The sequence below is a fragment of the Streptomyces celluloflavus genome (genome assembly GCA_000720995.1).
GTDB classification, from domain to species: domain Bacteria; phylum Actinomycetota; class Actinomycetes; order Streptomycetales; family Streptomycetaceae; genus Streptomyces; species Streptomyces celluloflavus.
Window position 1 is genome coordinate 18,107 of record JOEL01000045.1, and the last position, 23,063, is coordinate 41,169.

15 protein-coding genes are annotated in these 23,063 nt (G+C 73.1%); 7 read left to right on the top strand and 8 right to left on the bottom strand.

The window, feature by feature from the left end; all coding sequences use genetic code 11:
• Positions 1-219 precede the first annotated feature (219 nt).
• On the bottom strand, positions 220-1,863 hold the full coding sequence (locus IH09_RS29100; protein ID WP_052860496.1) for an ABC-F family ATP-binding cassette domain-containing protein: 1,644 nt from the start codon (positions 1,861-1,863) through the stop codon (positions 220-222).
• 55 nt (positions 1,864-1,918) lie between these two features.
• On the opposite strand from IH09_RS29100, the gene IH09_RS29105 reads away from it, so the two are divergent.
• Positions 1,919-2,689 (top strand): enoyl-CoA hydratase/isomerase family protein, encoded by a 771-nt coding sequence (locus IH09_RS29105; protein ID WP_052860497.1) that lies wholly within the window; start codon positions 1,919-1,921, stop codon positions 2,687-2,689.
• A gap of 48 nt (positions 2,690-2,737) precedes the next feature.
• Here IH09_RS29105 and IH09_RS29110 read toward each other — a convergent pair whose 3' ends face one another.
• Both IH09_RS29110 and IH09_RS29115 read right to left on the bottom strand, forming a co-directional pair.
• A complete protein-coding gene (locus IH09_RS29110; RefSeq protein ID WP_052860498.1) occupies positions 2,738-3,379 on the bottom strand; it encodes a DJ-1/PfpI family protein in 642 nt (213 codons plus the stop codon).
• Between the two features lie 159 nt (positions 3,380-3,538).
• The gene (locus IH09_RS29115; protein ID WP_052860499.1) at positions 3,539-4,492 is read right to left on the bottom strand and encodes a GlxA family transcriptional regulator; all 954 of its coding nucleotides are present in this window, start codon (positions 4,490-4,492) and stop codon (positions 3,539-3,541) included.
• A 125-nt stretch (positions 4,493-4,617) separates the two neighbouring features.
• On the opposite strand from IH09_RS29115, the gene IH09_RS29120 reads away from it, so the two are divergent.
• Together IH09_RS29120 and IH09_RS29125 are read left to right on the top strand one after the other, a co-directional pair.
• Complete coding sequence (locus IH09_RS29120; protein WP_052860500.1) at positions 4,618-5,490, top strand: SCO6745 family protein; 873 nt, start codon at positions 4,618-4,620, stop codon at positions 5,488-5,490.
• A gap of 128 nt (positions 5,491-5,618) precedes the next feature.
• Entirely contained in the window at positions 5,619-8,075 is a 2,457-nt protein-coding gene (locus IH09_RS29125) for a helix-hairpin-helix domain-containing protein (protein ID WP_052860501.1), read from the top strand.
• Positions 8,076-8,129: 54 nt separating this feature from the next.
• On the opposite strand, the gene IH09_RS29130 is transcribed toward IH09_RS29125, so the two are convergent.
• Positions 8,130-10,214 (bottom strand): FUSC family protein, encoded by a 2,085-nt coding sequence (locus IH09_RS29130; protein ID WP_052860502.1) that lies wholly within the window; start codon positions 10,212-10,214, stop codon positions 8,130-8,132.
• Positions 10,215-10,487: 273 nt separating this feature from the next.
• Between IH09_RS29130 and IH09_RS29135 the strand changes: the two genes are divergently transcribed.
• On the top strand, positions 10,488-11,492 hold the full coding sequence (locus IH09_RS29135) for an FAD-dependent oxidoreductase (protein WP_052860503.1): 1,005 nt from the start codon (positions 10,488-10,490) through the stop codon (positions 11,490-11,492).
• Here IH09_RS29135 and IH09_RS29140 read toward each other — a convergent pair.
• The gene (locus tag IH09_RS29140; RefSeq protein WP_052860504.1) at positions 11,489-12,886 is read right to left on the bottom strand and encodes a M14 family metallopeptidase; all 1,398 of its coding nucleotides are present in this window, start codon (positions 12,884-12,886) and stop codon (positions 11,489-11,491) included. The two genes, IH09_RS29135 and IH09_RS29140, sit on opposite strands and share 4 nt — an antisense overlap.
• A gap of 113 nt (positions 12,887-12,999) precedes the next feature.
• Positions 13,000-14,961: a Xaa-Pro dipeptidyl-peptidase gene (locus tag IH09_RS29145; protein WP_052860519.1), complete on the bottom strand. Its 1,962-nt coding sequence runs from the start codon at positions 14,959-14,961 to the stop codon at positions 13,000-13,002.
• Between the two features lie 223 nt (positions 14,962-15,184).
• On the opposite strand from IH09_RS29145, the gene IH09_RS29150 reads away from it, so the two are divergent.
• Together IH09_RS29150 and sph are read left to right on the top strand one after the other, a co-directional pair.
• Positions 15,185-16,696 (top strand): M1 family metallopeptidase, encoded by a 1,512-nt coding sequence (locus IH09_RS29150; protein WP_052860505.1) that lies wholly within the window; start codon positions 15,185-15,187, stop codon positions 16,694-16,696.
• A 303-nt stretch (positions 16,697-16,999) separates the two neighbouring features.
• Positions 17,000-17,953 (top strand): sphingomyelin phosphodiesterase, encoded by a 954-nt coding sequence (gene sph, locus IH09_RS29155; RefSeq protein WP_052860506.1) that lies wholly within the window; start codon positions 17,000-17,002, stop codon positions 17,951-17,953.
• A 251-nt stretch (positions 17,954-18,204) separates the two neighbouring features.
• Here sph and IH09_RS29160 read toward each other — a convergent pair whose 3' ends face one another.
• Positions 18,205-19,674 (bottom strand): amino acid permease, encoded by a 1,470-nt coding sequence (locus tag IH09_RS29160; RefSeq protein ID WP_052860507.1) that lies wholly within the window; start codon positions 19,672-19,674, stop codon positions 18,205-18,207.
• Positions 19,675-20,092: 418 nt separating this feature from the next.
• Here IH09_RS29160 and IH09_RS29165 point away from each other — a divergent pair, with 418 nt between their 5' ends.
• On the top strand, positions 20,093-20,821 hold the full coding sequence (locus IH09_RS29165) for a MerR family transcriptional regulator (RefSeq protein WP_052860508.1): 729 nt from the start codon (positions 20,093-20,095) through the stop codon (positions 20,819-20,821).
• A 35-nt stretch (positions 20,822-20,856) separates the two neighbouring features.
• Here IH09_RS29165 and IH09_RS29170 read toward each other — a convergent pair whose 3' ends face one another.
• Positions 20,857-23,037 carry a 3-hydroxyacyl-CoA dehydrogenase NAD-binding domain-containing protein gene (locus IH09_RS29170; RefSeq protein ID WP_052860509.1) on the bottom strand — a complete coding sequence of 727 codons (2,181 nt, stop codon included), beginning with the start codon at positions 23,035-23,037 and terminating at the stop codon, positions 20,857-20,859.
• Positions 23,038-23,063 lie beyond the last annotated feature (26 nt).

Here is a 23,063-nt window from a genome sequence, read left to right on the forward strand (position 1 = left end):
ATGGCCCCGACCGGCCCGCTGAACATAAGTCAGCACCAATCGACGTCTTTTGACTGTTTACGAGTGGCGCGCTCGGTCCGGCGACTGATCCTGCTGCCTTTGATTCTTGTCCACGGACTGCCGCGGAGTGGCCGCCGTAGGGTCCGGTGCCCCGGCAGGGCACCGGACCGCTGACCGTCACACGGGGCGGCGCGTCCGGCGGCCCCGCCCCGCCCGCGCTCACACCTGCCGGTCGGTGATCCGTCCGCCATCGGCCTCGATGCGGCGGGTGGTGTGCACCGCGTCCAGCATCCGGCGGTCGTGGGTGACCAGCAGCAGGGTGCCCGGGTACGAGGCGAGCGCGGACTCCAGCTGTTCGATGGCCGGCAGGTCGAGGTGGTTGGTCGGCTCGTCCAGCACGAGGAGGTTGACCCCGCGGCCCTGGAGGAGGGCGAGCGCGGCCCGGGTCCGCTCCCCCGGCGAGAGGGTGCGCGCCGGGCGCAGCACATGGGCCGCCTTCAGCCCGAACTTCGCGAGCAGGGTGCGCACCTCGGCGGGCGGCAGATCCGGGACCGAGGCCCGGAAGGCGTCCATCAGCGGCTCGTCGCCGACGAACAGGCCGCGCGCCTGGTCGACCTCGCCGACCACCACGCCGGGGCCGAGCGAAGCCTGCCCGGCGTCCAGCGGGAGCCGGCCGAGGAGGGTGGCGAGCAGTGTGGACTTGCCGGAGCCGTTGGGCCCGGTGATGGCGACCCGGTCCGCCCAGTCGATCTGGAGGTCCACCGGCCCGAAGCGGAAGTCGCCGCGGCGGACCTCGGCACCGCGGAGGGTGGCCACCACCGCGCCGGCCCGGGGCGCGGCGGCGATCTCCATCCGCAGCTCCCACTCCTTGCGGGGCTCCTCGACGACATCGAGACGCTCGATCAGGCGCTGCGTCTGCTTGGCCTTGGCGGCCTGCTTCTCGGTGGACTCCACCCGCGCGTTGCGGCCGATCTTGTCGCCATCGGTGGCCTTGCGGCGGGCGTTCCGGACGCCCTTCTCCATCCAGTTGCGCTGGGTGTGGGCGCGGGTCTCCAGGGCGGACTTGGTGTCGGCGTACTCCTCGTACTGCTCCCGGGCGTGCCGGCGGGCCCGCGCGCGTTCCTCCAGGTAGGAGGCGTAGCCGCCGCCGTAGGTGTTGACCTGCTGCTGGGCGAGGTCGAGTTCGACGACGCGGTTGACCGTACGGGTCAGGAACTCGCGGTCGTGGCTGACCAGGACCGTGCCGGCGCGCAGGCCGGTGACGAACGATTCCAGCCGTTGCAGTCCGTCCAGATCGAGGTCGTTGGTCGGCTCGTCCAGCAGGAAGACGTCGTAGCGGGAGAGCAGCAGGGAGGCGAGCGAGGCGCGGGCGGCCTGGCCGCCGGACAGGGAGGTCATCGGCTGGTCGAGGCCGATGGTGAGGCCGAGCTGGGCGGCGGTCTCCTCGGCGCGCTCCTCCAGGTCGGCGGCGCCCAGCGCGAGCCAGCGCTCCAGGGCGTCGGCGTAGGCGTCGTCCGCGCCCGGCCGCTCGTCGACCAGCGCCTGGGTGGCGGCGTCCAGGGCGAGCTGCGCGTCGGCCACACCGGTGCGGCGGGCGAGGAAGGAGCGGACGGACTCCCCCGGGCGGCGGTCGGGCTCCTGCGGGAGGTGGCCGACGGTGGCGGTGGGCGGGCTGAGCGCGAGTCCGCCGTCCTCCGGGGTGTCCAGCCCGGCCAGCAGGCGCAGCAGGGTGGACTTGCCCGCGCCGTTGGCGCCGACGAGGCCGATCACGTCGCCGGGGGCGACGACCAGATCGAGACCGGAGAACAGGACGCGCTCGCCGTGGCCGGCGGCGAGGTCTTTGGCGACGAGAGTTGCTGACATCAGACCGCCGATCGTATCCGCCCGCCCGCTGGACGGTCGCTCTAATATCCGGGGCATGGAACCGGGCCTGAGGACGTGTGTCAGCGACGGCACAGCGACCGTCACGATCAGCAACACCGGCAAGCGGAACGCGATGACCGCGGGGATGTGGCGGGAGCTGCCGCCGCTGCTGGCGCGGCTGGCGGCCGATCGCGCGGTACGGGCCCTGGTGCTGACGGGCGAGGGCGGGACGTTCTGCGCCGGGGCGGACATCGGGGCGCTGCGGGACGCGGTGGACGAGCCGCAGGCGCTGGCGATGGCGGCCGAGGAGGCGCTGGCGGCGTTCCCCGGGCCGACGCTGGCGGCGATCCGCGGCTACTGCGTGGGCGGCGGCTGCCAGCTGGCGGCCGCCTGCGATCTGCGGTTCGCGGAGGAGGGGGCGCTGTTCGGGGTGACGCCGGCGAAGCTGGCGGTCGTCTATCCGGTGTCCGCCACCCGGCGGCTGGTCCGGCTGGTCGGCCCGTCGGCCGCCAAGTACCTGCTCTTCTCCGGGGAGTTGATCGACAGCGCGCGGGCGCTGCGTACCGGTCTGGTGGACGAGGTGCTGCCCGAGGGCGAGCTGGACAAGCGGGTGGCGGACTTCGCGGCCGTACTGGCGAGCCGGTCGCGGCTGACGCAGACGGCGGCGAAGGAGCTGGTGGACGGGGCGTGGGACGTACCGGTGGCGGCGGCCGAGGAGCGGGCCGCGTACTGGGCGGCGCAGGCGCGGGAGAGCGGCGACACCGTGGAGGGGGCCGCCGCCTTCCTGGAGCGCCGGGCGCCGCGCTTCACCTGGCCGGCGGGCTGAGGCGGCGCCCGCCGGGGTGTCACCGCCGGGCCGCTCCCCGGCCGGGGCTCACTCCCCGTTGAGGAGGAACCGGCTGCGCTCCCGCAGTTCCGCGGTGACCTCGGCGGGCGCCTTCTGCGGGGAACCGGCGTCGTACGGCGGCTGCGGGTCGTACTCCATGCCGAGCTGGATCGCCTGGGCGACGGCGTCGCCCGCGATCCGGCCCGCCAGCGTCAGGCCCATGTCGATCCCGGAGGAGACCCCGGCCGCGGTGACGTACTTTCCGTCGACGACCACCCGTTCCCCGGTCGGCGTGGCACCGAACGCGGGCAGCTGGTCCAGCGCCAGCCAGTGGGAGGTCGCCCGGCGGCCGGTGAGGAGACCGGCCGCGGCCAGGAGCAGGGAACCGGTGCACACCGAGGTGGTCCAGGTGGTGCCCGCGTCCACGGCGCGGAGCCAGTCGTGCAGCGGGCCGTCCGCCATGAGCACGCTCTGCCCCGGACCGCCCGGTACGACGAGGATGTCGGGCGCGGTGACCTCGGACAGTGCGGCGTCGGCCACCATCGTGAGACTGCCCGCGTCGTTGCGGTACGGGCCGGTGCGCGCGCCGACGAAGACCGGCGCCGCGCCCGGCAGGCGGCCGAGCGTCTCGTAGGGGCCCACGGCGTCCAGCGCGGTGAAGCGGTCGTAGAGCAGGATCGCGATCTGCATGGCGGTGCCTTTCGGGAATGCGGGAGGTGCTGAGGGGGCTTGGGTTGTCGGCCGGTCGATGTGAGCCTGATCGTCAGGGGGCGGCGGGCCGGGGCGGGGTGGCTCCGCGCGGCTGTCGTGGTAACGGGCGACGGGTCCGGCCGGGTGCGGCCGGGCCGGTCAGCGGGCCGGCTGGAAGCGCCGGCGGTATTCGGCCGGGGCGGCGCCCAGGACCCGTACGAAGGCGCGGCGCATCGCCTCGGGGGTGCCGTACCCGCAGTGCCGGGCCACCTCCTCGATGCCGTCGGCGGTGTCCTCCAGGCGACGCCGGGCGGCCTCCAGCCGTACCCGGCCGGCATAGCGGCCCGGCGTCATGCCGACCTCGTCGCGGAAGGCGCGGGCGAAGTGCCGCGGGGAGAGCCCAGCACGGTCCGCGAGGGCGTCCACGGACAGGTCGGCCGCCGGGTGCTCGGTGATCCACTGCTGGACGTCGCGCAGCGGGCGCCGCTCCGCGGTCTGGACGGCGAGCTGTGCGCTGAACTGGGTCTGGTTGCCCGGCCGGCGCAGGAAGACGACCAGATGGCGGGCGACGGTCAGCGCGAGGTCCCGGCCGAGGTCCTCCTCCACCAGGGCCAGCGCGAGGTCGATACCGGCCGTGACGCCCGCGGAGGTGGTGACGTCCCCGTCCCGTACGTAGATCGGCTCCGGTTCGACCCGGACGGCGGGGAACCGCTCGGCGAGGGCGGCGCAGAGCGTCCAGTGGGTCGTCACGCGGCGGCCGTCCAGCAGCCCGGCCTCCGCCAGCAGCAGCGCCCCGCTGCACACCGAGACCTTGCGCCGGGCGCGGTGGGCGTGGGTGCGCAGCCAGTCGATGAGCCGCGGATCGGGGGTGCGGGTGCCCTCGCCGCCGGGGATCAGGAGGGTGTCGGGCGCTCCGGCGTCGGCGAGCGCGAGGTCCGGGGTGAGCGTCAGGCCGCTGGAGGTGCGGACCGGGGCGCCGTCCAGGCTCGCGGTGCGGATGCGGTAGGCGCCCGGGGCGGCGGCGGACGCGCCGCTGAAGACCTCGACCGGCCCGGTGACGTCGAGGCTCTGGAGGCGGTCGAAGAGGACGACCAGCACATCGCGCTGTTCCATGCCTCCATCCTGGGCAGCTCCGGCGAAGGCGGCAATGACGAATAACCCACCTTTACTGCCATCCGCCCCGGCGGTGACCGGACCTGCGCGCACCCCCATACCGACGGGTCGGTAGCCTGCCCGCCATGACCTCTTCGACCGCACTGCCCGAGCGCGCCGGCCGGCGCTGCCAGAGCTCCCTCAACTCGTTCCACGCGATGCACTACTTCTCGCCCGAACTGAGCACCGAACTCGCGAAGACCGGCATCGAGGACAGTGCCGCCGTCTATCTCGCGACCCGGGCCGCGGCCATGGGCGCGGTCGGCCCCGGCGCCGTCACCGCGGCCTTCTACAACTTCAGCCACACGCTTGTCGCGCGGCACGTCCCGCACATCTGGTCGGTCGCCGCGCCGCGGACCGTCCTGGACGCCCGGCTGCGGGTCGCGGACACCTCACTGCGGCGGCTGATGGGCGACGCCGCCCTGGAGTCCGCGGAGATGGCGGAGGCCGCCCGGCTGGCGCTGCGCGCCGCCGAGGCGTGCACCCCGTACGCCCGCCCGCTGTTCGCCGCGCACGCCGACCTGCCGGTGCCGGACGCGCCGCACCTGGCCCTCTGGCACGCCGCGACGCTGCTGCGCGAACACCGCGGTGACGGGCACCTGATGACGCTGCTGGACGCCGAACTGGACGCGGTGGAGGCGCTGGTCACGCACACCGCCAGCGGCCGCGGGATGAGCTTTGAGTGGATCATGCGGACGCGCGGCTGGTCCGAGGAGGAGTGGGCGGCGGCGCAGGACCGGCTGCGCGGGCGCGGACTGCTGGACGCCGCGGGCGGGCTGACGCCGGCGGGTGAGCAGCTGCGCAAGGACCTGGAGGACGCCACCGACCGCCTGGACCGGGCGCCGTACGAGCATCTGGGCGCCGCGGGGGTGGCCCGGCTGACCGAGCTGACGGCCGGGTTCGTCACCCCCGCGGTGGCCGCCGGGGCCTTCCCCGCGGACCTCTTCGGCAAGCGCTGAGCCGTCCGCCGGGGTGTGCGTGCGCCTTCTCACACCCCGGCGATCCCGGCTGGGCGGCGCGACAGTGCGGCCCGCCAGCCTGCACAATGCAGGCTCAAGCAAGCGCTGGAAGGCGGGTCAGGATCAACGTGACGGCACCCACTGAGCCCATCGGGACCCCCGGGTCCATCGAAGCCAGGATCGCCGGGGAGCTCGGCGTCAAGGAGCGGCAGGTGAGGGCCGCGGTCGAACTGCTCGACGGTGGCTCGACGGTGCCGTTCATCGCGCGTTACCGCAAGGAAGCCACCGAACTCCTCGACGACGCGCAGTTGCGCGCGCTGGAGGAGCGGCTGCGCTATCTGCGGGAGCTGGAGGAGCGGCGGACCGCGATCCTGGAGTCGGTGCGGTCGCAGGGCAAACTGGACGCCGCCCTGGAGGCGCGGATCCGCGGCGCCGACGCCAAGGCCCGGCTGGAGGACATCTACCTCCCGTACAAGCCCAAGCGGCGCACCAAGGCGCAGATCGCGCGGGAGGCCGGACTGGAGCCGCTGGCCGAGGGGCTGCTGGGCGATCCGTCGGTGGCGCCCGCCGCGGCCGCCGCCGCGTTCGTGGACGACGCCAAGGGCGTCGCCGACGCGGCCGCCGCCCTGGAGGGCGCGCGGGCCATCCTGACCGAGCGGTTCGGTGAGGACGCGGACCTGATCGGCGAGTTGCGCGAGCGGATGTGGTCGCACGGGCGGGTCGCGGCGAAGGTGCGCGACGGCAAGGAGGAGGCCGGCGCGAAGTTCGCCGACTACTTCGACTTCGCCGAGCCGTTCACCGAACTGCCCTCGCACCGGGTGCTGGCGATGTTCCGCGGCGAGAAGGAGGAGGTCCTCGACCTCGCGCTGGAGCCGGCGGACCCGTCCGCGGCGACCGAGGGGCCGGCCCCGTACGAGCGGGCCATCGCGCACCGCTTCGGCATCGCCGACCGGGGCCGGCCGGGCGACAAGTGGCTTCAGGACACCGTCCGCTGGGCCTGGCGCACCCGTGTCCAGGTGCACCTCGGGATCGATCTGCGGCTGCGGCTGCGGCAGGCCGCCGAGGACGAGGCGGTGCGGGTCTTCGCGTCGAACCTGCGCGATCTGCTGCTGGCGGCACCCGCCGGGACGCGCGCGACGATGGGCCTCGACCCCGGTTTCCGTACGGGGGTGAAGGTCGCGGTCGTCGACGCGACCGGCAAGGTGGCGGCCACCGAGACGATCTATCCGCATGTGCCGCAGCAGAAGTGGGACGCGTCGCTGGCCACTCTGGCGCGGCTGGCGCGCGAGCACGACGTCGAGCTGATCGCGATCGGCAACGGCACCGCCTCGCGGGAGACCGACAAGCTGGCGGCCGATCTGATCGCCGCGCAGCCCGAGCTGAAGCTGACGAAGGTGATGGTGTCCGAGGCGGGCGCCTCGGTGTACTCCGCCTCCGCATTCGCCTCCCAGGAGCTGCCCGAGCTGGACGTGTCGCTGCGCGGCGCGGTGTCCATCGCGCGCCGGCTCCAGGACCCGCTGGCCGAGCTGGTCAAGATCGACCCGAAGTCGATCGGCGTCGGTCAATACCAGCACGACCTGTCCGAGGTGAAGCTGTCGCGCTCGCTGGACGCGGTGGTCGAGGACTGTGTGAACGGTGTCGGGGTGGACGTCAACACCGCGTCCGCACCGCTGCTTTCGCGGGTGTCGGGCATCGGCTCCGGCCTGGCCGAGAACATCGTCGCGCACCGCGACACCAACGGCCCGTTCCGCTCCCGCAAGGCCCTCAAGGACGTGTCCCGGCTCGGCCCGAAGGCGTACGAGCAGTGCGCGGGCTTCCTGCGGATCCGCGGCGGCGACGACCCGCTGGACGCCTCCAGCGTGCACCCGGAGGCGTACCCGGTGGTGCGCCGGATGGCCGGTGCCACGGGCGGCGCGGTCGGGTCGCTGATCGGCAACGCGCCGGCGCTGCGCGCGCTGCGGCCGGCGGATTTCGTCGATGACTCCTTCGGTCTGCCGACGGTCGGCGACATCCTCCGGGAGCTGGAGAAGCCGGGGCGTGACCCGCGGCCGGTCTTCAAGACCGCGACGTTCAAGGACGGTGTGGAGAAGATCGGCGATCTGGCGCCGGGGATGCTCCTGGAGGGCGTGGTGACGAACGTCGCCGCCTTCGGGGCGTTCGTGGACGTCGGCGTCCACCAGGACGGGCTGGTCCATGTCTCGGCGATGTCGAAGACGTTCGTCAAGGACCCGCGGGATGTGGTGAAGCCGGGCGACATCGTGCGGGTCAAGGTGCTCGATGTCGACATTCCGCGCAAGCGGATCTCGCTGACGCTGCGACTGGACGACGAACCCGGCAAGGGCGCGGCGGCGGGCGGCGGCGAGCGGCGCGGCGGCGCGGGCGGCGACGGACGCCGCAGCGGTGGCGGTGAGCGCCGCGGTGGCGCGGGCGGTCGCGACGGTGCGCCGCGGCCTCGGCAGGGCGGCCAGGCGCCGCGTGGCGGGGAGCGCCGCGGCGGCGGGCGCGAGGCCGCGCCGGCGAACGACGCGATGGCCGACGCGCTGCGCCGGGCCGGCCTGCTGGGCAGGGAGCGCGGCGGGCGCTGACGGCGGACGGCGCGGGGCCGGCCGGGGACCCGCCCCGGTCGGCCCCGCGCGGGTTCAGGCGGCGCCCGCGTAACCCCGCAGCCGTTCCAGTTCGGCGGCCACGTCCGTGAGGGTGGCGCAGTCCGGGACGGGCCGTAGCTCGGGAGCCGGGGCGGCGGGGCCCGGCCACCGGGGGTCCTCCAGGGCGTCGGCCATCGCGGACAGCGCCCGGCACAGCCGCTCCGCCTCGTCGGTGCTCGGGCGGCGGGCGCCGTGGTCGAGGCGTACCGCGCAGGCCGTCGCGGCGTCCACGATGCGTTCGGCCGCGGTGACGACGGTCAGCCAGTCCGGGGTGCGGCCGCCGCGGGCGGCGAGGAGTTCGGCCGCGGCGCTCTCCGCGGCGGCCCGTGCCTCCCCCAGCGCCCGGTAGGCGGCCCGGCGCAGCGCCAGCCGCTCGGTGGGGTCCTGCCCCGGCGCCGCCTCCAGGACGTGCCGCAGGAACTGCTCGGTGGCGCGCAGCGCGGCGGTGACGCGCTGGCCGACTCGGCGGCGCGGGTCGGCGAGCTGCGGCAGATGGCCGACGACGAGCACGATGCCGCAGGCGATGGAGGTATCGGCGATCCGCTCGCCGGCGGCCTGCGGAGCGCCGCTGACGTACACGAACGACAGCACCATGAGGGTGATCGCGACGGTCTGGAGCGCGAAGTGGCGGGTGGCGAACGGCAGCAGTGCGCCGCCCGCCCCGGCCACCAGCGCCGGCCACCACGAGCCGGTCAGCACCAGCCCGGCCCCGGCGAAGAGCAGCACACCGGCAAGGGTGCCGGCGAACCGGTTGACCGTACGGGAGAAGAGCGGGCCGAGGTCCGGTTTGACGAGGAAGGTGACGGTCGCCGGGAGCCAGTACCAGTGGTCGGCCCGCAGCAGCAGGGCCACGGCGGTGGCCGCGGCGATGCAGACGGCGACCCGCAGGCCGTAGCCCCGTCCGGCGGGTCCGAGCATGCTCCGCCCGGGGCGTGTCCGCCCGCTGATGAGACGGAACGCCCGGCGGGCCGCGGTCACCGGGGCGGCACGGCCGGGCGGCGCCGGCCGCGCCGGTCCGTCCGGCCCGGGGGTGGCTCCCGTCCCCAGGGCGGGCGCGGGCTCCGGGCCCGTCGGCTCCGTCGGCGACGGCTCGGCCGGTGAGGTCTCGGTCGGCGACAGCGGCTGCGGGCGGGCGAAGACGACCGCGGCGTCCAGGAGGGCGCGGTCGAAGGCGCCGCGCGCGGCGGAACCGGTCTCCGGGGCCGACAGGGTGCCCGGCGGGCGGCCGCTGCGCAGCGTCTCGGCGAACCGCCGGGGGCTCTCCGCGACCCGGGACGGCAGCGGACGGGCCTCCCACAGGAGCGCGACGCTGGCCTCGCACAGCCGCGTCGCCGCGGTGAACCGCTCGGCCAGCAGGAGTTCCTCCGGACGGACCCGGCGGTGCAGCAGCCGGCCGGTCAGCCGGCGCAGCCGCAGCGCCTCGTCCGCGCGGTCCAGGGCGGCGGTCACCTTGCGCCGGGCGGGCTCGGCGCCGGGTCCGCCGGCCGCGCCCAGCGCGTCGGCGAGCGCGTCGAAGACGGTGGCCACCACCGCCCGCTCACCGCTGAGCGGGCCGCCCGCGGGGCGCGGCGAGCGCAGTACCAGGCGCAGCAGGAGCAGCCACAGGCAGCCGGCGAGGACGTAGAGGGCCTTCATCCAGGGCGCGCCGGGCAGCGGCATACCGGCGCCGAGGATGGTGGTGGCCAGCATCTGCATGCCCGCGTTGGACCGTACCGGCCCGGCCACGCTGCCCGCGCCGGAGACGAAGCCGACGGCGAAGAGCGCCGGGACCACCCACCAGCCCGCGCCGGCGGACTGGAGCGAGGCGCCCATCAGCATGCCGAGGGCCGAGGCGAGGGCGGGCAGGCCGATGTGGACGATGCCGGTGCGGCGGGTGCCGGGCCGGTCGTTGACACCGGCCAGCATCGAGCCGAGGCCGGTCAGTACGCCGGCCGCCGGATGGCCGGTCGCGATACCCGCGCCCAGCAGCGGCCCCGCGCACAGGGTGCCGCGGGCGACCGCCGCCCACGGGACGGGCAGCCGCTGCCAGCGGAAGGGGTGGGCGAGCCAGGCGGGCACGGCGCGCTGCGCGCGGGGCATGGGCCTCCTCAGACGACGGCGGACGGATGGCGGTGAGCGGAATCCGAGGGGCGTCATCGGCCGACGGTGCTGCTACCAGCCTAAGGTCCTGGTTTGTCCGGATGATTCCCGGAGGGTTACACCAAGATCAAGCGAGGTCCGCGGGCCTGCCCCGGCGCCCGGCCCCGCCGCCCGTCCGCTCCCCCGCACCCGTGCCCCGTCCGCCCCACCGTGCGCCTGCGAGCGGCCGGACCGCTCTTCGCCCGCACCGGCCCGAACGGTTAGCGTCCTGCCATGACGATCGACGAAAGCGGTGTCCTGGTCATCGGTGGCGGCGTGATCGGCCTGACGTCGGCCATCGCGCTGGCGGAGAGCGGCCGCCGGGTGCGGCTGATCACCCGCGATGCGGTCGGCGGGACGACCTCGGCGGTGGCCGGCGGACTGTGCTGGCCGTACCGCGTCCAGCCGTACGCACGGGCCGTGCGGTGGTCCGTGCGCTCGTACGAGGTGCTCGCCGCTCTCGCGGAGCGGCCGGCCGAGACCGGCGCCCGGATGGTGACGGGCACCATGACGGCCGAGGTGGCGGACGGGACCGCCGGCCCGCCCGCCGCCGACGACGGACTGGCCGCCTGGTACGAGGCGGTGCCCGAGCTGCGGCGGGCGCGCCCGGACGAGCTGCCCGAGGGCGGTGCGTCGGGGTGGCGGGCCCGCACTCCCCTGGTGGACATGCCGGCCCATCTCCGCTATCTGGAGCGCCGGTTCGCGGCGGCGGGCGGGGTGGTGGAGCGGCGTCCCGTCACCTCTCTGGCGGAGGCGGGCCGGGAGGCCGGCACGGTCGTGAACTGTTCCGGACTGGGGGCGCGCGACCTGGTGCCCGATCCCGGGGTGTATCCGGTGCAGGGGCAGTTGGTGATCGTCGAGAATCCGGGCGTCGAGGAGTGGTTCGTCTCCGCCGCCCCGGGCGCGGCGGAGACGACGTATGTGCTGCCGCAGCCGTACGGGGTGGTGCTCGGCGGTACGGCGTGCGAGCACGCGTGGTCGCGGGAGCCGGACCCCGCCGTCGCGGTGGCGATCGTGGCGCGCTGTGCGCGGCGCTTCCCCGCACTGGCGCGGGCCCGGGTCCTGGCGCACCGGGTGGGCCTGCGGCCGGCCCGGTCCGAGGTGCGGCTGGCGGCCGAGCGGCTGCCCGGCGGGGCGCTGTGCGTGCACAACTACGGGCACGGCGGCGCGGGCGTGACCGTGGCCTGGGGGTGCGCGGACGACGTGGTCCGCCTGATAGCGGAGGCGGACGCCGCCTAACGGGTGCCCGGAGGGGCCGCCCCGCGCCCGGCGCCGGGTTCCCCGCCCTGCCCGTTGTCCGCTTCGCCGCGGCCGCAGACGGGTACCGGCGTCGCGCTCGTCAGAGGGGACGCGGCCCGCCCGTCCAGCAGCAGCGGTACGAGGGTGCGCAGCGGCTGGCGCAGCGGCACGTCGGCGCCGCGGCCGTGCCGTCGCACCGCCACGCCGTGCAGCGCCAGGGCGTTCCCGACCCGGGCGAACTGGGTGGCGTCGAGCCGGTAGGCGCACGGCGGGTGGGCGAGGATCTCAGCGTCGGTGGCGGGTTCGTTGTCGGCGCCGCCGAGGTAGACCGGTCCGCGGTCGGTGTATCCGGAGCGCCGGGCGGCGGCGGTGGCCGCCTCGATCCGCGCGCGGTGCCGGTCGGCGAAGGTGAACGCGCCGCGCAGGCCCGCCCGTTGCGAGTCGACCCGGCGCCGGTTGTTGCGCGCGGGGTCGGCCCGCTCGGCGTCGGTGAGCGCGTCGACTCGGGTCTCGACGAGCAGGCCGACCGCGCCCTTCACGCCCGCGGCGTTGCGCAGGATCCGCTCCTGTCCGTCGCCGGCGACCTGCTTGACGGGGTCGCCGGTGCGCGGGTCGGTCCAGATGCCGTAGACACCGGTGCTGAATCCCGCCTTCCGGACGGCCGGTGCGACGAACTCCTCGGCGAGCGCGGTGGCTTCGCGGTGCACCGCGTCCGACGTGTTGAGGTTGCGCGGCCACAGCGTCAGCAGATCCTTCCGGTAGTACGGCGCGGTGGGGCCGTACTCGTGCAGGTCGTAGACGGTGCCGGGGCGGTAGTCGCGCAGCACGCCGGCCACCGCGCGGGCCTCGGCGGTGGTCAGGGCGAGGTGGTCGCGGTTGATGTCGGTGCCGTCGGAGTTGCCGCGTCTGTCGGCGGCCCGACCGTCGGGGTTGGCGGTCGGTACGACCAGCACGCTGGTGTGTGCGAGGAACCGGCGGGTCGCCCGGTCCGTGGCGTACGCGAGGTCGCGGACGGTGCTCAGACACGCCTCGCGGCCGGCCGGTTCGTCGCCGTGCTGCGAGCAGACGAGCAGCACGGAGTTGCCGCGCCGGACGTCCTGGGGGCGCGCCGGAGCCGGGGCGCCGATCCGGACGAGCTGGAGGGGGCGGCCCTGCGCGGTGGCGCCGATCCGGTCGACACGGACCCGGGACGTGGCCCGGCCGACGGCGGCGAGGAAGTCCTGCTCCTCCGGCTGGGTGGTCCAGCGGACGCCGTGGCTCGTCTCGAAGCCGGTACGGGGCGGCGCGGAACCGGCCCGGCCGGCGGGCGGGGCGTCCGGCAGGGTCACGCCGAGCGTGGCCGTGAGGCCGACGGCCAGCGCCACGTGGGCGAGGCCACGGGAGCGGGGTATCACGGGGGTGCCTCCCTTGGGTCGGGCGGAGTCGGACGGGCCGGGGTGCCACGGCGGAGGGACGGGGTGGAGGGTGCCGGGCGGGGCCGCCCCCGAGTGGGGCGGCCCCGGCGGGGTCAGCCCGCGGACGGCAGGTGGCCGGCCGGGCGCGGCGGGGCGAGCCCGGCCAGCGGCCCGCCGGTGCCGGCCGTCCTCGGTGCGGTGCCCGCCGTCGCGCGGGCAAGTGCCGGGGCGCCGCCGGTCAGCGGCAGCCGGGCGGTGGTGCGGGCGAGGTCGAGGGTGAGCTGCGGTTTCGAGTCCGGCGGGTCGATCAGGCCCGCGTCGGTCCCGGCCACGATGAGCGCGAGGCGGTGTCCGGCGGGCACGATGTGGTCGCTGGCGGCCAGATCCAGGGTGATGGTGTACGGCCTGCCGGGGGTGAGCGGGCGGCCCTTGTGGTCGTCGGCGTAGTTGCCGAGGTCGGCCCAGCCGCGGCTGAAGACGGTGTATCCGACCTGCCGGGTGTCGGCGGCGGTCTCCCGGAAACAGCCGGTGTCGCCCCGGTTGCCGGCGCCCCAGCAGGTGCTGTCGGCCAGGGTGGTGATGCCCTCCCCGGCGCCCGTGTAGTTGCGGATGGTGTCCGGGCCGAGGTCCGCCAGGACGGCCGAGAGGTGTGCGGTCGCGGTGCTGGGGGTGGCGGTCACGGTCACCGTGCCGGAGCCGGACAGCCGCAGCGGCGCGGTCAGCGGGCCGGTGCTGAACCCGGCCTTGGCGGGGGTCGGTTCGTCGATCCGGGCGGCCCAGTCGCCCTCCCCGAGCTGAGGGTCGTCGGTGAACGTCGCGGTCGCGCCCCGTGGTGCGGGGGTGGTGCCCAGGGTGCCCACGCCGGGTGTGGCACCGTTGCGCGGCCGCAGTGTGGTGGCCGTGGTGCCGACGGCGGGCCACTGCGGGTCGGTGGACCAGGTGCCGGGGGCGCGCTCGATGTCCGCCATCGGGGCCCGCTCGATGCCGTTGTCGTAGCCCATCAGATAGTGGTCGAACCACCGGTGCAGGGTGTCGACCCACTCCGGACGGCGGTAGTCGAACGGGTCGACGTGGCCGGTCTGGGACAGCCAGATCTTGCGCTCGACACCGTGCCGGGCGAGCGCGTCCCACCACCGGCCGGCGTTCCGGGTGCGGACGTTGAGGTCCTGCATCCCGTGGACCAGGAAGACGCTGGCGTGGACCTTGCCCGCGTTGCGGACGTAGTCGCGTTCGGTCCACAGATCGGTCCAGTCGCCGCTGCGCGGGGCGCCGTCGACGAGTTTCTGCTGCACGGCGGCGCAGTGCTGGTGCGCGGCGGGGCTCTCGACGACGTCCGCGAGCCCGTCGGGTCCCGAGTCGTAGAGCGGGGCGCCTTTGGCGAAGTAGTAGTCGTACCAGGAGGAGATGCCGGCGATCGGGACGATGGTCTCCAGGCCCCGGACGCCGGTGGCCGCGACGCCGTTGGCGATGGTGCCGTCCCAGCTCTTGCCGATCATGCCGGTACGGCCGTTCGACCAGTCGGCGGTGACGGGTTCGCCTCCGGTGCGGGTGCGGTAGGCGCGGCCTCTGCCGCCCAGCCAGTCCACGACGGCTTTCGCCGACTGGATGTCGGAGCGTCCGCCGACGTCCACACAGCCGTCGGAGCGGTTGGTGCCGGCGAGGTCGACCAGGACCGTCGCATAGCCGCGCGGCACGAAGTAGTTGTCGTAGTAGAGCGGGAACTGGACCGGGCGGCCCTGGGCGTCGTACGTCTTGCGCTGACTGTCGTTGCCGCGCCCGCAGCAGGAGTAGTACGGACTGGCGTCCATGATTACGGGGATCCGGCGGCCCTGCTGCGCGGGTTCCCTGGGCCGGACGATATCGACGGCGACCCGGTCGGTCTTCCCGTCCGCGTCGCCGTCGAGCCGTGTGTCCACCCAGACCGATTCGCGTATGGCGTGGTCGTAGGAGTAGACGGGTCTGCTCTCGGTGGGTGCCGTCTGTGCGGCGGCCGGTCCGATGAGGGCGGACAGCAGGGCGACGACGGCCGCCACCACGAGTGCTTTCCAGGGGATGCGGGTGACCCGCGCAGGAATCGTCACGGGGCGGACGGTAGCGCGGCCGCATCCCGCGCGTAAGGGTGCGTGGCGGGAGCGGGGTGTCGCAGGTGACGGAGGATGCGGACGGGAAAGAGGTTGATGCTGCGGGTGTATGACGGTTCATGTCGGTCATGTGTCAGGTGGGGCCATGGACATGACGGTGACCTGGTGGGTACATAGGGTCTGAAGAGATCCATCTCCCCTACGAGTTGGAGGACTCGTGCGTCACAGACTTCTCGTCCCGGGCGCGGCCGCGCTCAGCCTGCTGCTGGCGATCCCGGCATCGGCGGCCGACTTCACGCCCGGCGCTCCGGGTGTGGGCGACAGCTACTACCCCGAGAGCGGAAACGGCGGATACGACGTTTCCCACTACGACCTGCGGCTCAAGTACCAGCCGAAGACGGACCTGCTGGAGGGCACGGCGACGCTGCTCGCCACCACCACCCAGGACCTCTCCCGTTTCAACCTGGACTTCGGCCTGAAGGTCAGCGAGATCCGGGTCAACGGCAAGAAGGCGACCTACGCGACCTCCGGCAAGCACGAGCTGGAGATCACTCCGGCCACGCCGCTGGAGAAGGGCAAGCAGATCAGCGTCGTCGTGCGCTATGCCGGCAAGCCCTCCGAGCTGAAGATCGACAACTTCAGCGCCTGGGCCCGTACGCCCGACGGCGGCGTGGTGGCGCAGGAGCCGGACTCCGCCGTGTGGTGGTTCCCGAGCAACGACCACCCCACCGACAAGGCGACGTTCGACATCTCGGTCGCGGTCCCGGACGGTACCCAGGCGATCAGCAACGGCGTGCTGACCTCGCAGTCCTCCAAGCTCGGCTGGACGCGCTACAACTGGCGCTCGGACAAGCCGCAGGCGACGTATCTGACGACGCTCGCCATCGGCAAGTTCGACATCACCACCGACAAGACCGCGAACGGCCTGCCGGTGCTCAACGCCGTCAGCAAGGACCTCGGCGCGAACGAGGGGGCGGCGCGGGCGAGCATCGAGCGCACCGCCGAGGTCACCGAGTGGCTGGAGGGCGTCTTCGGCCCGTATCCGTTCAACTCGGTCGGCGGCTATGTGCCGAACGTGCCGGCCGGTTACGCCCTGGAGACCCAGACCCGCCCGTTCTACGGCAAGAAGGCGTTCGACCGGGGCGCCAACGTCTCCGTCGTCGTGCACGAGCTGGCGCACCAGTGGTACGGCGACAGCGTCTCGCTGAAGGACTGGAAGGACATCTGGGTCAACGAGGGATTCGCCGCCTACAGCCAGTGGCTCTGGTCGGAGAAGGAGGGCGAGGGCACCGCGCAGGAGCTGGCGGACTACGTCTACGCCCAGCATCCGGCCGATGACCCGTTCTGGAAGGTCAAGCCGGGCGACCCGGGCGCGGACCGGCAGTTCGATTCGGCGGTCTACGACCGGGGTGCGCTGGCGCTCCAGGCGCTGCGCGACAAGCTCGGCGACCGGACCTTCTTCAAGATTCTCAAGGCGTGGCCTACGGAGCACCGGTACGGCAACGCCTCGGTGGCCGACTTCGTGAAGTTCGCCGAGCAGAAGTCCGGCAAGCCGCTGGCGGAGTTCTTCGACACCTGGCTGTTCCAGCCGTCCAAGCCGGCGGCGGCCGCGACGAAGTCGACGGCACAGCGGTCGTTCCGCGCCGCGCAGACACCGGTGGCGCAGCCCAAGTCCTGGAAGCAGATCGCGGCCACGCACGATATGCACGTGCAGCCGCACCGGCACTGACCGAGCATTCACGTCCCCCATCTCCCTTCTCCGGCTGGGCTGTTGCTCGCCGTCGCGGCGGATATCCGCCGCCGCGACGGCGAGCCGGCGCACCGGGCGGCCCGGGGTGTGCCGGTGGCGGGAACCGGCGACGGCACCGGCCTCGGCGGCCCGCGGAGGGAGCCGCCCGGCAAAGGCCACGGCCTGTCCATCTCCCACCCACCGAGGGGTTACCCAGAGGTAACCGCAGCTGATGTGATGAGCGACACCGAACCAACCCCCCACCCTCCGTAGGGAGATTCCGTGTCGCGCTCCCCCTTGCGTATGTCCCGGGCGGTCGCGGCGGCCGCCGCCCTCGCCGTCGCCGGTCTCGCTCTGGCCTCCCCCACCGCGTCGGCCGCCGACGCCCCCCGGCTGAAGGTGCTCACCTACAACACCTTCCTCATGAGCAAGACGCTCTACCCCAACTGGGGCCAGGACCACCGCGCCACGGCGATAGCGTCCGCGGACTTCTTCCAGGGCAAGGACGTCGTCGTCCTCCAGGAAGCCTTCGACAACTCCTCCTCCGACGCCCTGAAGGCCCGTGCCTCCGGGCAGTACCCTCACCAGACCCCGGTGGTGGGCCGGAGCAAGAGCGGCTGGGACGCCACCGGCGGCGCCTACTCCGCCCTCACCCCCGAGGACGGCGGGGTGACGCTGCTGAGCGCATGGCCGATCGTCCGCAAGGAGCAGTACGTCTACAAGGACGCCTGCGGCTCCGACTACTTCTCCAACAAGGGCTTCGTCTATGCCGTGCTGAACGTCAACGGCACCAGGGTGCATGTGGTCGGCACGCACACCCAGTCCACCGACCCGGGCTGCGCGGCGGGCCAGGCGGCCTCGATCCGCGCCAAGCAGTTCAAGGAGATGGACGCCTTCCTGGACGCCAAGAACATCCCGGCGGACGAAGAGGTCATGGTCGCGGGCGATCTGAACGTCGACTCGCGGAGCCCCGAATGCCGGGCGATGCTCGGCGACGCCGGCCTGGCCCCCGCCGACGCCCGCACGGGCCATCCGTACTCCTTCGACACCCAGGAGAACTCGGTCGCGAAGTACCGCTACCCGACGGACCCGCGCGAGGATCTGGACTATGTCCTGCACCGCAACGGACATGCCCGTCCCGCCTCCTGGCGGAACGAGGTGGTGAAGGAGCGGTCCGCGCCCTGGACGGTCTCCAGCTGGGGCAAGGACTACACCTACACCAACCTCTCCGACCACTATCCGCTGAGCGCCGGATGACCGGACGGCCGGCCCGGCGTGCGGGTGCGCTCGCCGCCCGCTGATCCCGCTGATCCCGCTGATCCCGCTGATCCCGCTGTGCTTCAACTCCCCGATATCGGCCATGAATCCACGGTAAGGGCGACCACTGACAATCGGCCCGGGCGCCCGCGTCCGAGCGGAAGGGGCGGCCGCGGATGTCTCTCGGACCCCGCGACCGCCCCGTCGGTCCGGGCGTCCGGTGCTGCGCCCGGACGCCCGGCGTCGTGCGGCTATTCCGCCGTGCTGCGCTCCGCGGCGAGCCGGTTCACCCGGCCGCGTACCACGAACCAGCCGCCCACCAGCATCGCCCCGAGAACCGGGATCAGCAGTACGGTCTTGCGTCCGACACCGCCGTCGCCGGAGTCGAACCACATCAGCACGATGACACCGAGCAGGAACGCGATGGTCGCGATGTCGGTGACCGGCGTACCCGGAAGACGGAAGTGCGGGCGCCGCACCAGCCCGCTCTTGGAGCGGCGCACGAACACCAGATGGCAGATCATGATCGTGCACCAGGTGCTGATGATGCCCAGGGCGGCGATGTTCAGCACGATCTCGAACGCCTGACCCGGTACGAGGTAGTTGAGCCCGACACCCAGCACGCACACCGACGAGGTGAGCATGATGCCGCCGTACGGCACCTGGTTGCGGTTCATCAGGCCGGCGAACCTGGGCGCGGAGCCCGCCATCGACATGGAGCGCAGAATGCGGCCGGTCGAGTAGAGCCCCGAGTTCAGACTCGACATGGCAGCGGTCAGCACGACGAGGTTCATCACATCGCCCGCCGCCGGCACTCCGACGTTGGACAGGACGGTGACGAAGGGGCTCTCCCCGCCGGTGTACTTGTTCCACGGCAGCAGCAGCGTCAGCAGCAGCACCGAGCCGACGTAGAAGACCCCCACCCGCCACATGATCGAGTTGACGGCCTTGGGTACGACCTTCTCCGGCTCGCTGGTCTCGCCCGCGGTCACGCCGACCAACTCCACCGCGGAGTAGGCGAACACCACGCCCTGGAGCACGATCACCACGGGCAGCAGACCGGTCGGGAAGAGTCCGCCGTTGTCGCTCAGCAGATGCAGGCCGGGCGTGTGCCCGCCGACCGGATGCCGGGTGGCCAGCAGGAAGATGCCGATGGCCATGAAGACGACCAGCGCGGCGACCTTGATGATCGCGAACCAGAACTCCAGCTCACCGAAGATCTTCACCGAGATCAGGTTGACGGTCAGCACGACCGCGAGCGCGATCAGCGCCATCACCCACTGCGGGACCTCGGTGAACAGGCTCCAGTAGTGGGTGTAGAGCGCGATCGCGGTGATGTCGGCGATACCGGTCGTCGACCAGTTGACGACGTACATCCAGCCCGCGACGTACGCGCCCTTCTCCCCCAGGAACTCCCGTGCGTACGAAACGAAGGAGCCGGAGGACGGGCGGTGCAGCACCAGCTCGCCCAGGGCCCGCACGACGAAGAAGGCGAAGAGGCCGCAGACCGCGTAGGCGACGGCCAGCGCGGGCCCGGCGGAGTGCAGCCGGCCGCCGGCGCCCAGGAAGAGCCCGGTGCCGATCGCCCCGCCGATCGCGATCATGTTGATGTGCCGGGCCTTCAGGCCCTTGCTGTACCCCGCGTCACCCGCGTCCCCCGCCGCCCCGCTCCCCCCGCCCGGCGGCCTTGGGGCATCGTCCGTGACGGTTTCGGTGCTCACTGGTGGCTCATCTCACTTTCGGTCAGGTGCGGAAAGCCGTGACCGGGTCCCGCCGATCGCACGAGGGCGGCCGACGGCACACCCTCCCCGACGGGCAGCCCCCCGTCTGTGGGGGAGATCACACTTCAGGCAACCCATCCAGAGCTTGCTGATATTTGTCCCGAATAATCCCCCGCTGGAGCCTTAAAGAAGGGGTCAACTCACCGGACCCGGGACTCCGCTCCGCACCGAGAGACGAAAATCGCTTGACCCGATCGGTCCGGGCGGGCTCCTGGCGAGGTGGGCCCGATCAAACCGGAGCGGAACACAACGGAACGCGGGGCCGAGAGCCTGGACCGGGCCATGACATGCCACGAGCTGCCGGGCCACGCGGTCGAGAAGGTTTCACAGGGGTGGTGAGACAGCAATACTGTTGAACATGATGGAGTCCGCCACCGGCCTGACGGTCGACGAGCTGGCCGCCCGCGCCGGCGTCACGGTCCGCACGATCCGCTTCTACAGCACGCGCGGACTGCTGCCACCGCCGGAGATCGGTCCCCGCCGGGTCGGCCGCTACGGACCGGACCACCTCTCACGGCTCGCGCTCATCGAGGAACTCCAGCACCAGGGCATGACGCTCTCCGCGATCGAGCGCTATCTCCAGCAGCTGCCGCCCGATCTGAGCGCCCAGGATCTGGCCATCCACCGGGCCTTGGTCGCCGGCTGGATCCCGGACCAGGCGGAGGACATGACGCGGGCGCAGCTGGAGCGCCGGGCCGGCCGGGAGCTGGCCGAGGGGGATCTGGACCGGCTGGCGGCCATGAACGTGCTCGTACGGACGGATGACCCGCTGGTCTTCCAGGTGGATCCGGGGCTGCTGCATCTGGGCACGCGGCTGCTCGACGTCCCGATCGCGCTGGAGACGATCCTCGCGGCACGCGGCGTCGTCATCGAGCACACCCGCTCGACGGCGCGCGAGCTGAGCCGGCTCTTCAAGGACGAGGTAGGGGAGCCGTACCGGGACGGCGGTCCGGATCCGGACGACGTGGCGCGGCTGAAGTCGCTCTCCGCCCATATGCAGCCGATGGTGGTGCAGGCGCTGGTCACCGCCTTCCAGCGGTCGATGAAGGAAGAGCTGCGGGAGTGGTTCGGCGGGCGCGAGGCGTGAGGGGCGGGCCGGGCCGGCCCGCCCCCGCGACCCGGTCAGTCGCCGAACTTCTCGCCCTTCCCCGCCTTCTCGACCAGGAGCGCGGACGGCTCGAACCGCTCGCCGTACGCGGCCGCCAGCTCCCGGGCGCGGGCCACGAAGCCGGGCAGACCGCCCTCGTAGCCGTTGATGTACTGGAGCACGCCGCCGGTCCAGCCGGGGAAGCCGATCCCCAGGAGGGAGCCGATGTTGGCGTCGGCGACGGAGGTGAGCACCCCCTCTTCCAGGCAGCGGACGGTGTCCAGCGCCTCGGCGAAGAGCATCCGCTCCTGCATGTCGGCGAAGGGGATGGCGGCGCCCTCGGTGGCGAAGTGCTCGCGCAGTCCGGGCCACAGGCCGGCCCGCTTGCCGTCCTCGCCGTACTCGTAGAAGCCCGCGCCGCCGCTGCGGCCGGGGCGCCCGAACTCGTCCACCATCCGGTCGATGACCGCGTCGGCGGGGTGCGGCTGCCAGCTGCCGCCGGCCTCCTCGACCGCCCGCCGGGTCTCCAGCCGGATCTTCCGCGGCAGTGTGAGCGTCAGCTCGTCCATCAGGGACAGCACCTTGGCCGGGTATCCGGCCTGGGCGGCGGCCTGTTCGACGGAGGCCGGGTCGAGGCCCTCGCCGATCATCGCCACGCCCTCGTTGATGAAGTGGCCGATGACGCGGGAGGTGAAGAAGCCGCGCGAGTCGTTGACGACGATGGGGGTCTTGCCGAGCTGCCGGACCAGGTCGAAGGCGCGGGCCAGGGCCTCGTCGCCGGTTTCCGCGCCCTTGATGATCTCCACCAGCGGCATCTTGTCGACCGGCGAGAAGAAGTGCAGGCCGATGAAGTCGCGCTCGCGCTCGACGCCCTGGGCCAGCAGCGAGATCGGCAGGGTGGAGGTGTTGGAGCAGAGCAGCGCGTCGGGGGCGACGAGGTGCTCGATCTCCTGGAACACCTTCCGCTTGAGCGATACGTCCTCGAAGACCGCCTCGATGACGGCGTCGCAGCCGGCGACGTCCTGCGGATCGGCGGTGGGGGTGATGCGCGCCAGCAGCTCGTCCCGCTGCCGCTCGGTCGTACGGCCCTTGGCCAGCGCCTTGGCGAGGACACCGGCCGCATACTCCTTGCCCTTCTCGGCGGCGGCCATGGAGACGTCCTTGAGGACGACCCGCATACCGGCCTTGGCACAGGAGTAGGCGATGCCCGCGCCCATCATGCCGGCGCCCAGTACGGCGACCTTCTCGACCGTGCGGGGCGCGGTGTCCTTGGGGCGGCTGGCGCCGGAGTTGACGGCCTGGAGGTCGAAGAAGAACGCCTGGATCATGTTCTTGGAGATCTGGCCGGTCACCAGCTCGACGAAATACCGCGCCTCGATGGTCTGGGCGGTCTCGAAGTCGACCTGGGAGCCCTCGACGGCGGCGGCGAGGATGTTGCGGGGGGCGGGGTACGGCGCGCCGTTGAGCTGCTTCTTGAGGTTGGCGGGGAACGCCGGGAGGTTGGCCGCGAACTTCGGCTGGGCCGGGGTGCCGCCCGGGATGCGGTAGCCCGGAGCGTCCCACGGCTGCCGGGACTCCGGGTTGTCGTCGATGAAGGCGCGGGCCTTGGTGAGGAGTTCCTCGGGGGTGGCGGCGGTGTCGTGGATCAGCCCGGCGTCCTTGGCGCGGGTGGCGTTGTACCGGGTGCCCTGGAGCAGCACCTTCAGCAGGGCGTCGGCGATACCGAGCAGCCGGACCGTACGGGTGACGCCGCCGCCCGCGGGCAGCAGACCGAGGGTGACCTCGGGCAGGCCGATCTTGGTGGCGGAGGTGTCGAGGGCGATGCGGTGGTGGCAGGCGAGCGCGATCTCGTAACCGCCGCCCAGCGCGGCGCCGTTGATGGCGGCGACGACCGGTTTGCCGAGGGTTTCGATGCGGCGCAGGTCGCGCTTGATGCCGTTGCCCGCCTCGAATGCCTGCTGGGCCTGGGCAGGGGTGACGGCAATCAGGTCGCGCAGGTCGCCGCCGGCGAAGAAGGTCTTCTTGGCGGAGGTGACGATGATGCCGCGGACGGTGTCCCGCTCCGCTTCCAGGCGGTCGGCGATCGCGGTGAGGGACGCCTTGAAGGCGTTGTTCATGGTATTGGCGGACTGGTCCGGGTCGTCCAGGACCAGAGTGACGATGCCGGTCTCGTCCTGTTCCCAGCGAATGGTCGACACAGCAGTGGGCTCGCTCACGGTGGCTTCTCCGTTAGGGGGGTGGG

What these genes read in the sequence shown, in the direction of transcription:
- IH09_RS29130 (WP_052860502.1), bottom strand. Translation starts at nt 10,214, where the DNA reads ATGCCCCGCGCGCAGCGCGCCGTGCCCGCCTGGCTCGCCCACCCCTTC.
- sph (WP_052860506.1), top strand. Translation starts at nt 17,000, where the DNA reads ATGTCCCGGGCGGTCGCGGCGGCCGCCGCCCTCGCCGTCGCCGGTCTC.
- IH09_RS29110 (WP_052860498.1), bottom strand. Translation starts at nt 3,379, where the DNA reads ATGCAGATCGCGATCCTGCTCTACGACCGCTTCACCGCGCTGGACGCC.
- IH09_RS29105 (WP_052860497.1), top strand. Translation starts at nt 1,919, where the DNA reads ATGGAACCGGGCCTGAGGACGTGTGTCAGCGACGGCACAGCGACCGTC.
- IH09_RS29120 (WP_052860500.1), top strand. Translation starts at nt 4,618, where the DNA reads ATGACCTCTTCGACCGCACTGCCCGAGCGCGCCGGCCGGCGCTGCCAG.
- IH09_RS29100 (WP_052860496.1), bottom strand. Translation starts at nt 1,863, where the DNA reads ATGTCAGCAACTCTCGTCGCCAAAGACCTCGCCGCCGGCCACGGCGAG.
- IH09_RS29135 (WP_052860503.1), top strand. Translation starts at nt 10,488, where the DNA reads ATGACGATCGACGAAAGCGGTGTCCTGGTCATCGGTGGCGGCGTGATC.
- IH09_RS29115 (WP_052860499.1), bottom strand. Translation starts at nt 4,492, where the DNA reads ATGGAACAGCGCGATGTGCTGGTCGTCCTCTTCGACCGCCTCCAGAGC.
- IH09_RS29165 (WP_052860508.1), top strand. Translation starts at nt 20,093, where the DNA reads ATGATGGAGTCCGCCACCGGCCTGACGGTCGACGAGCTGGCCGCCCGC.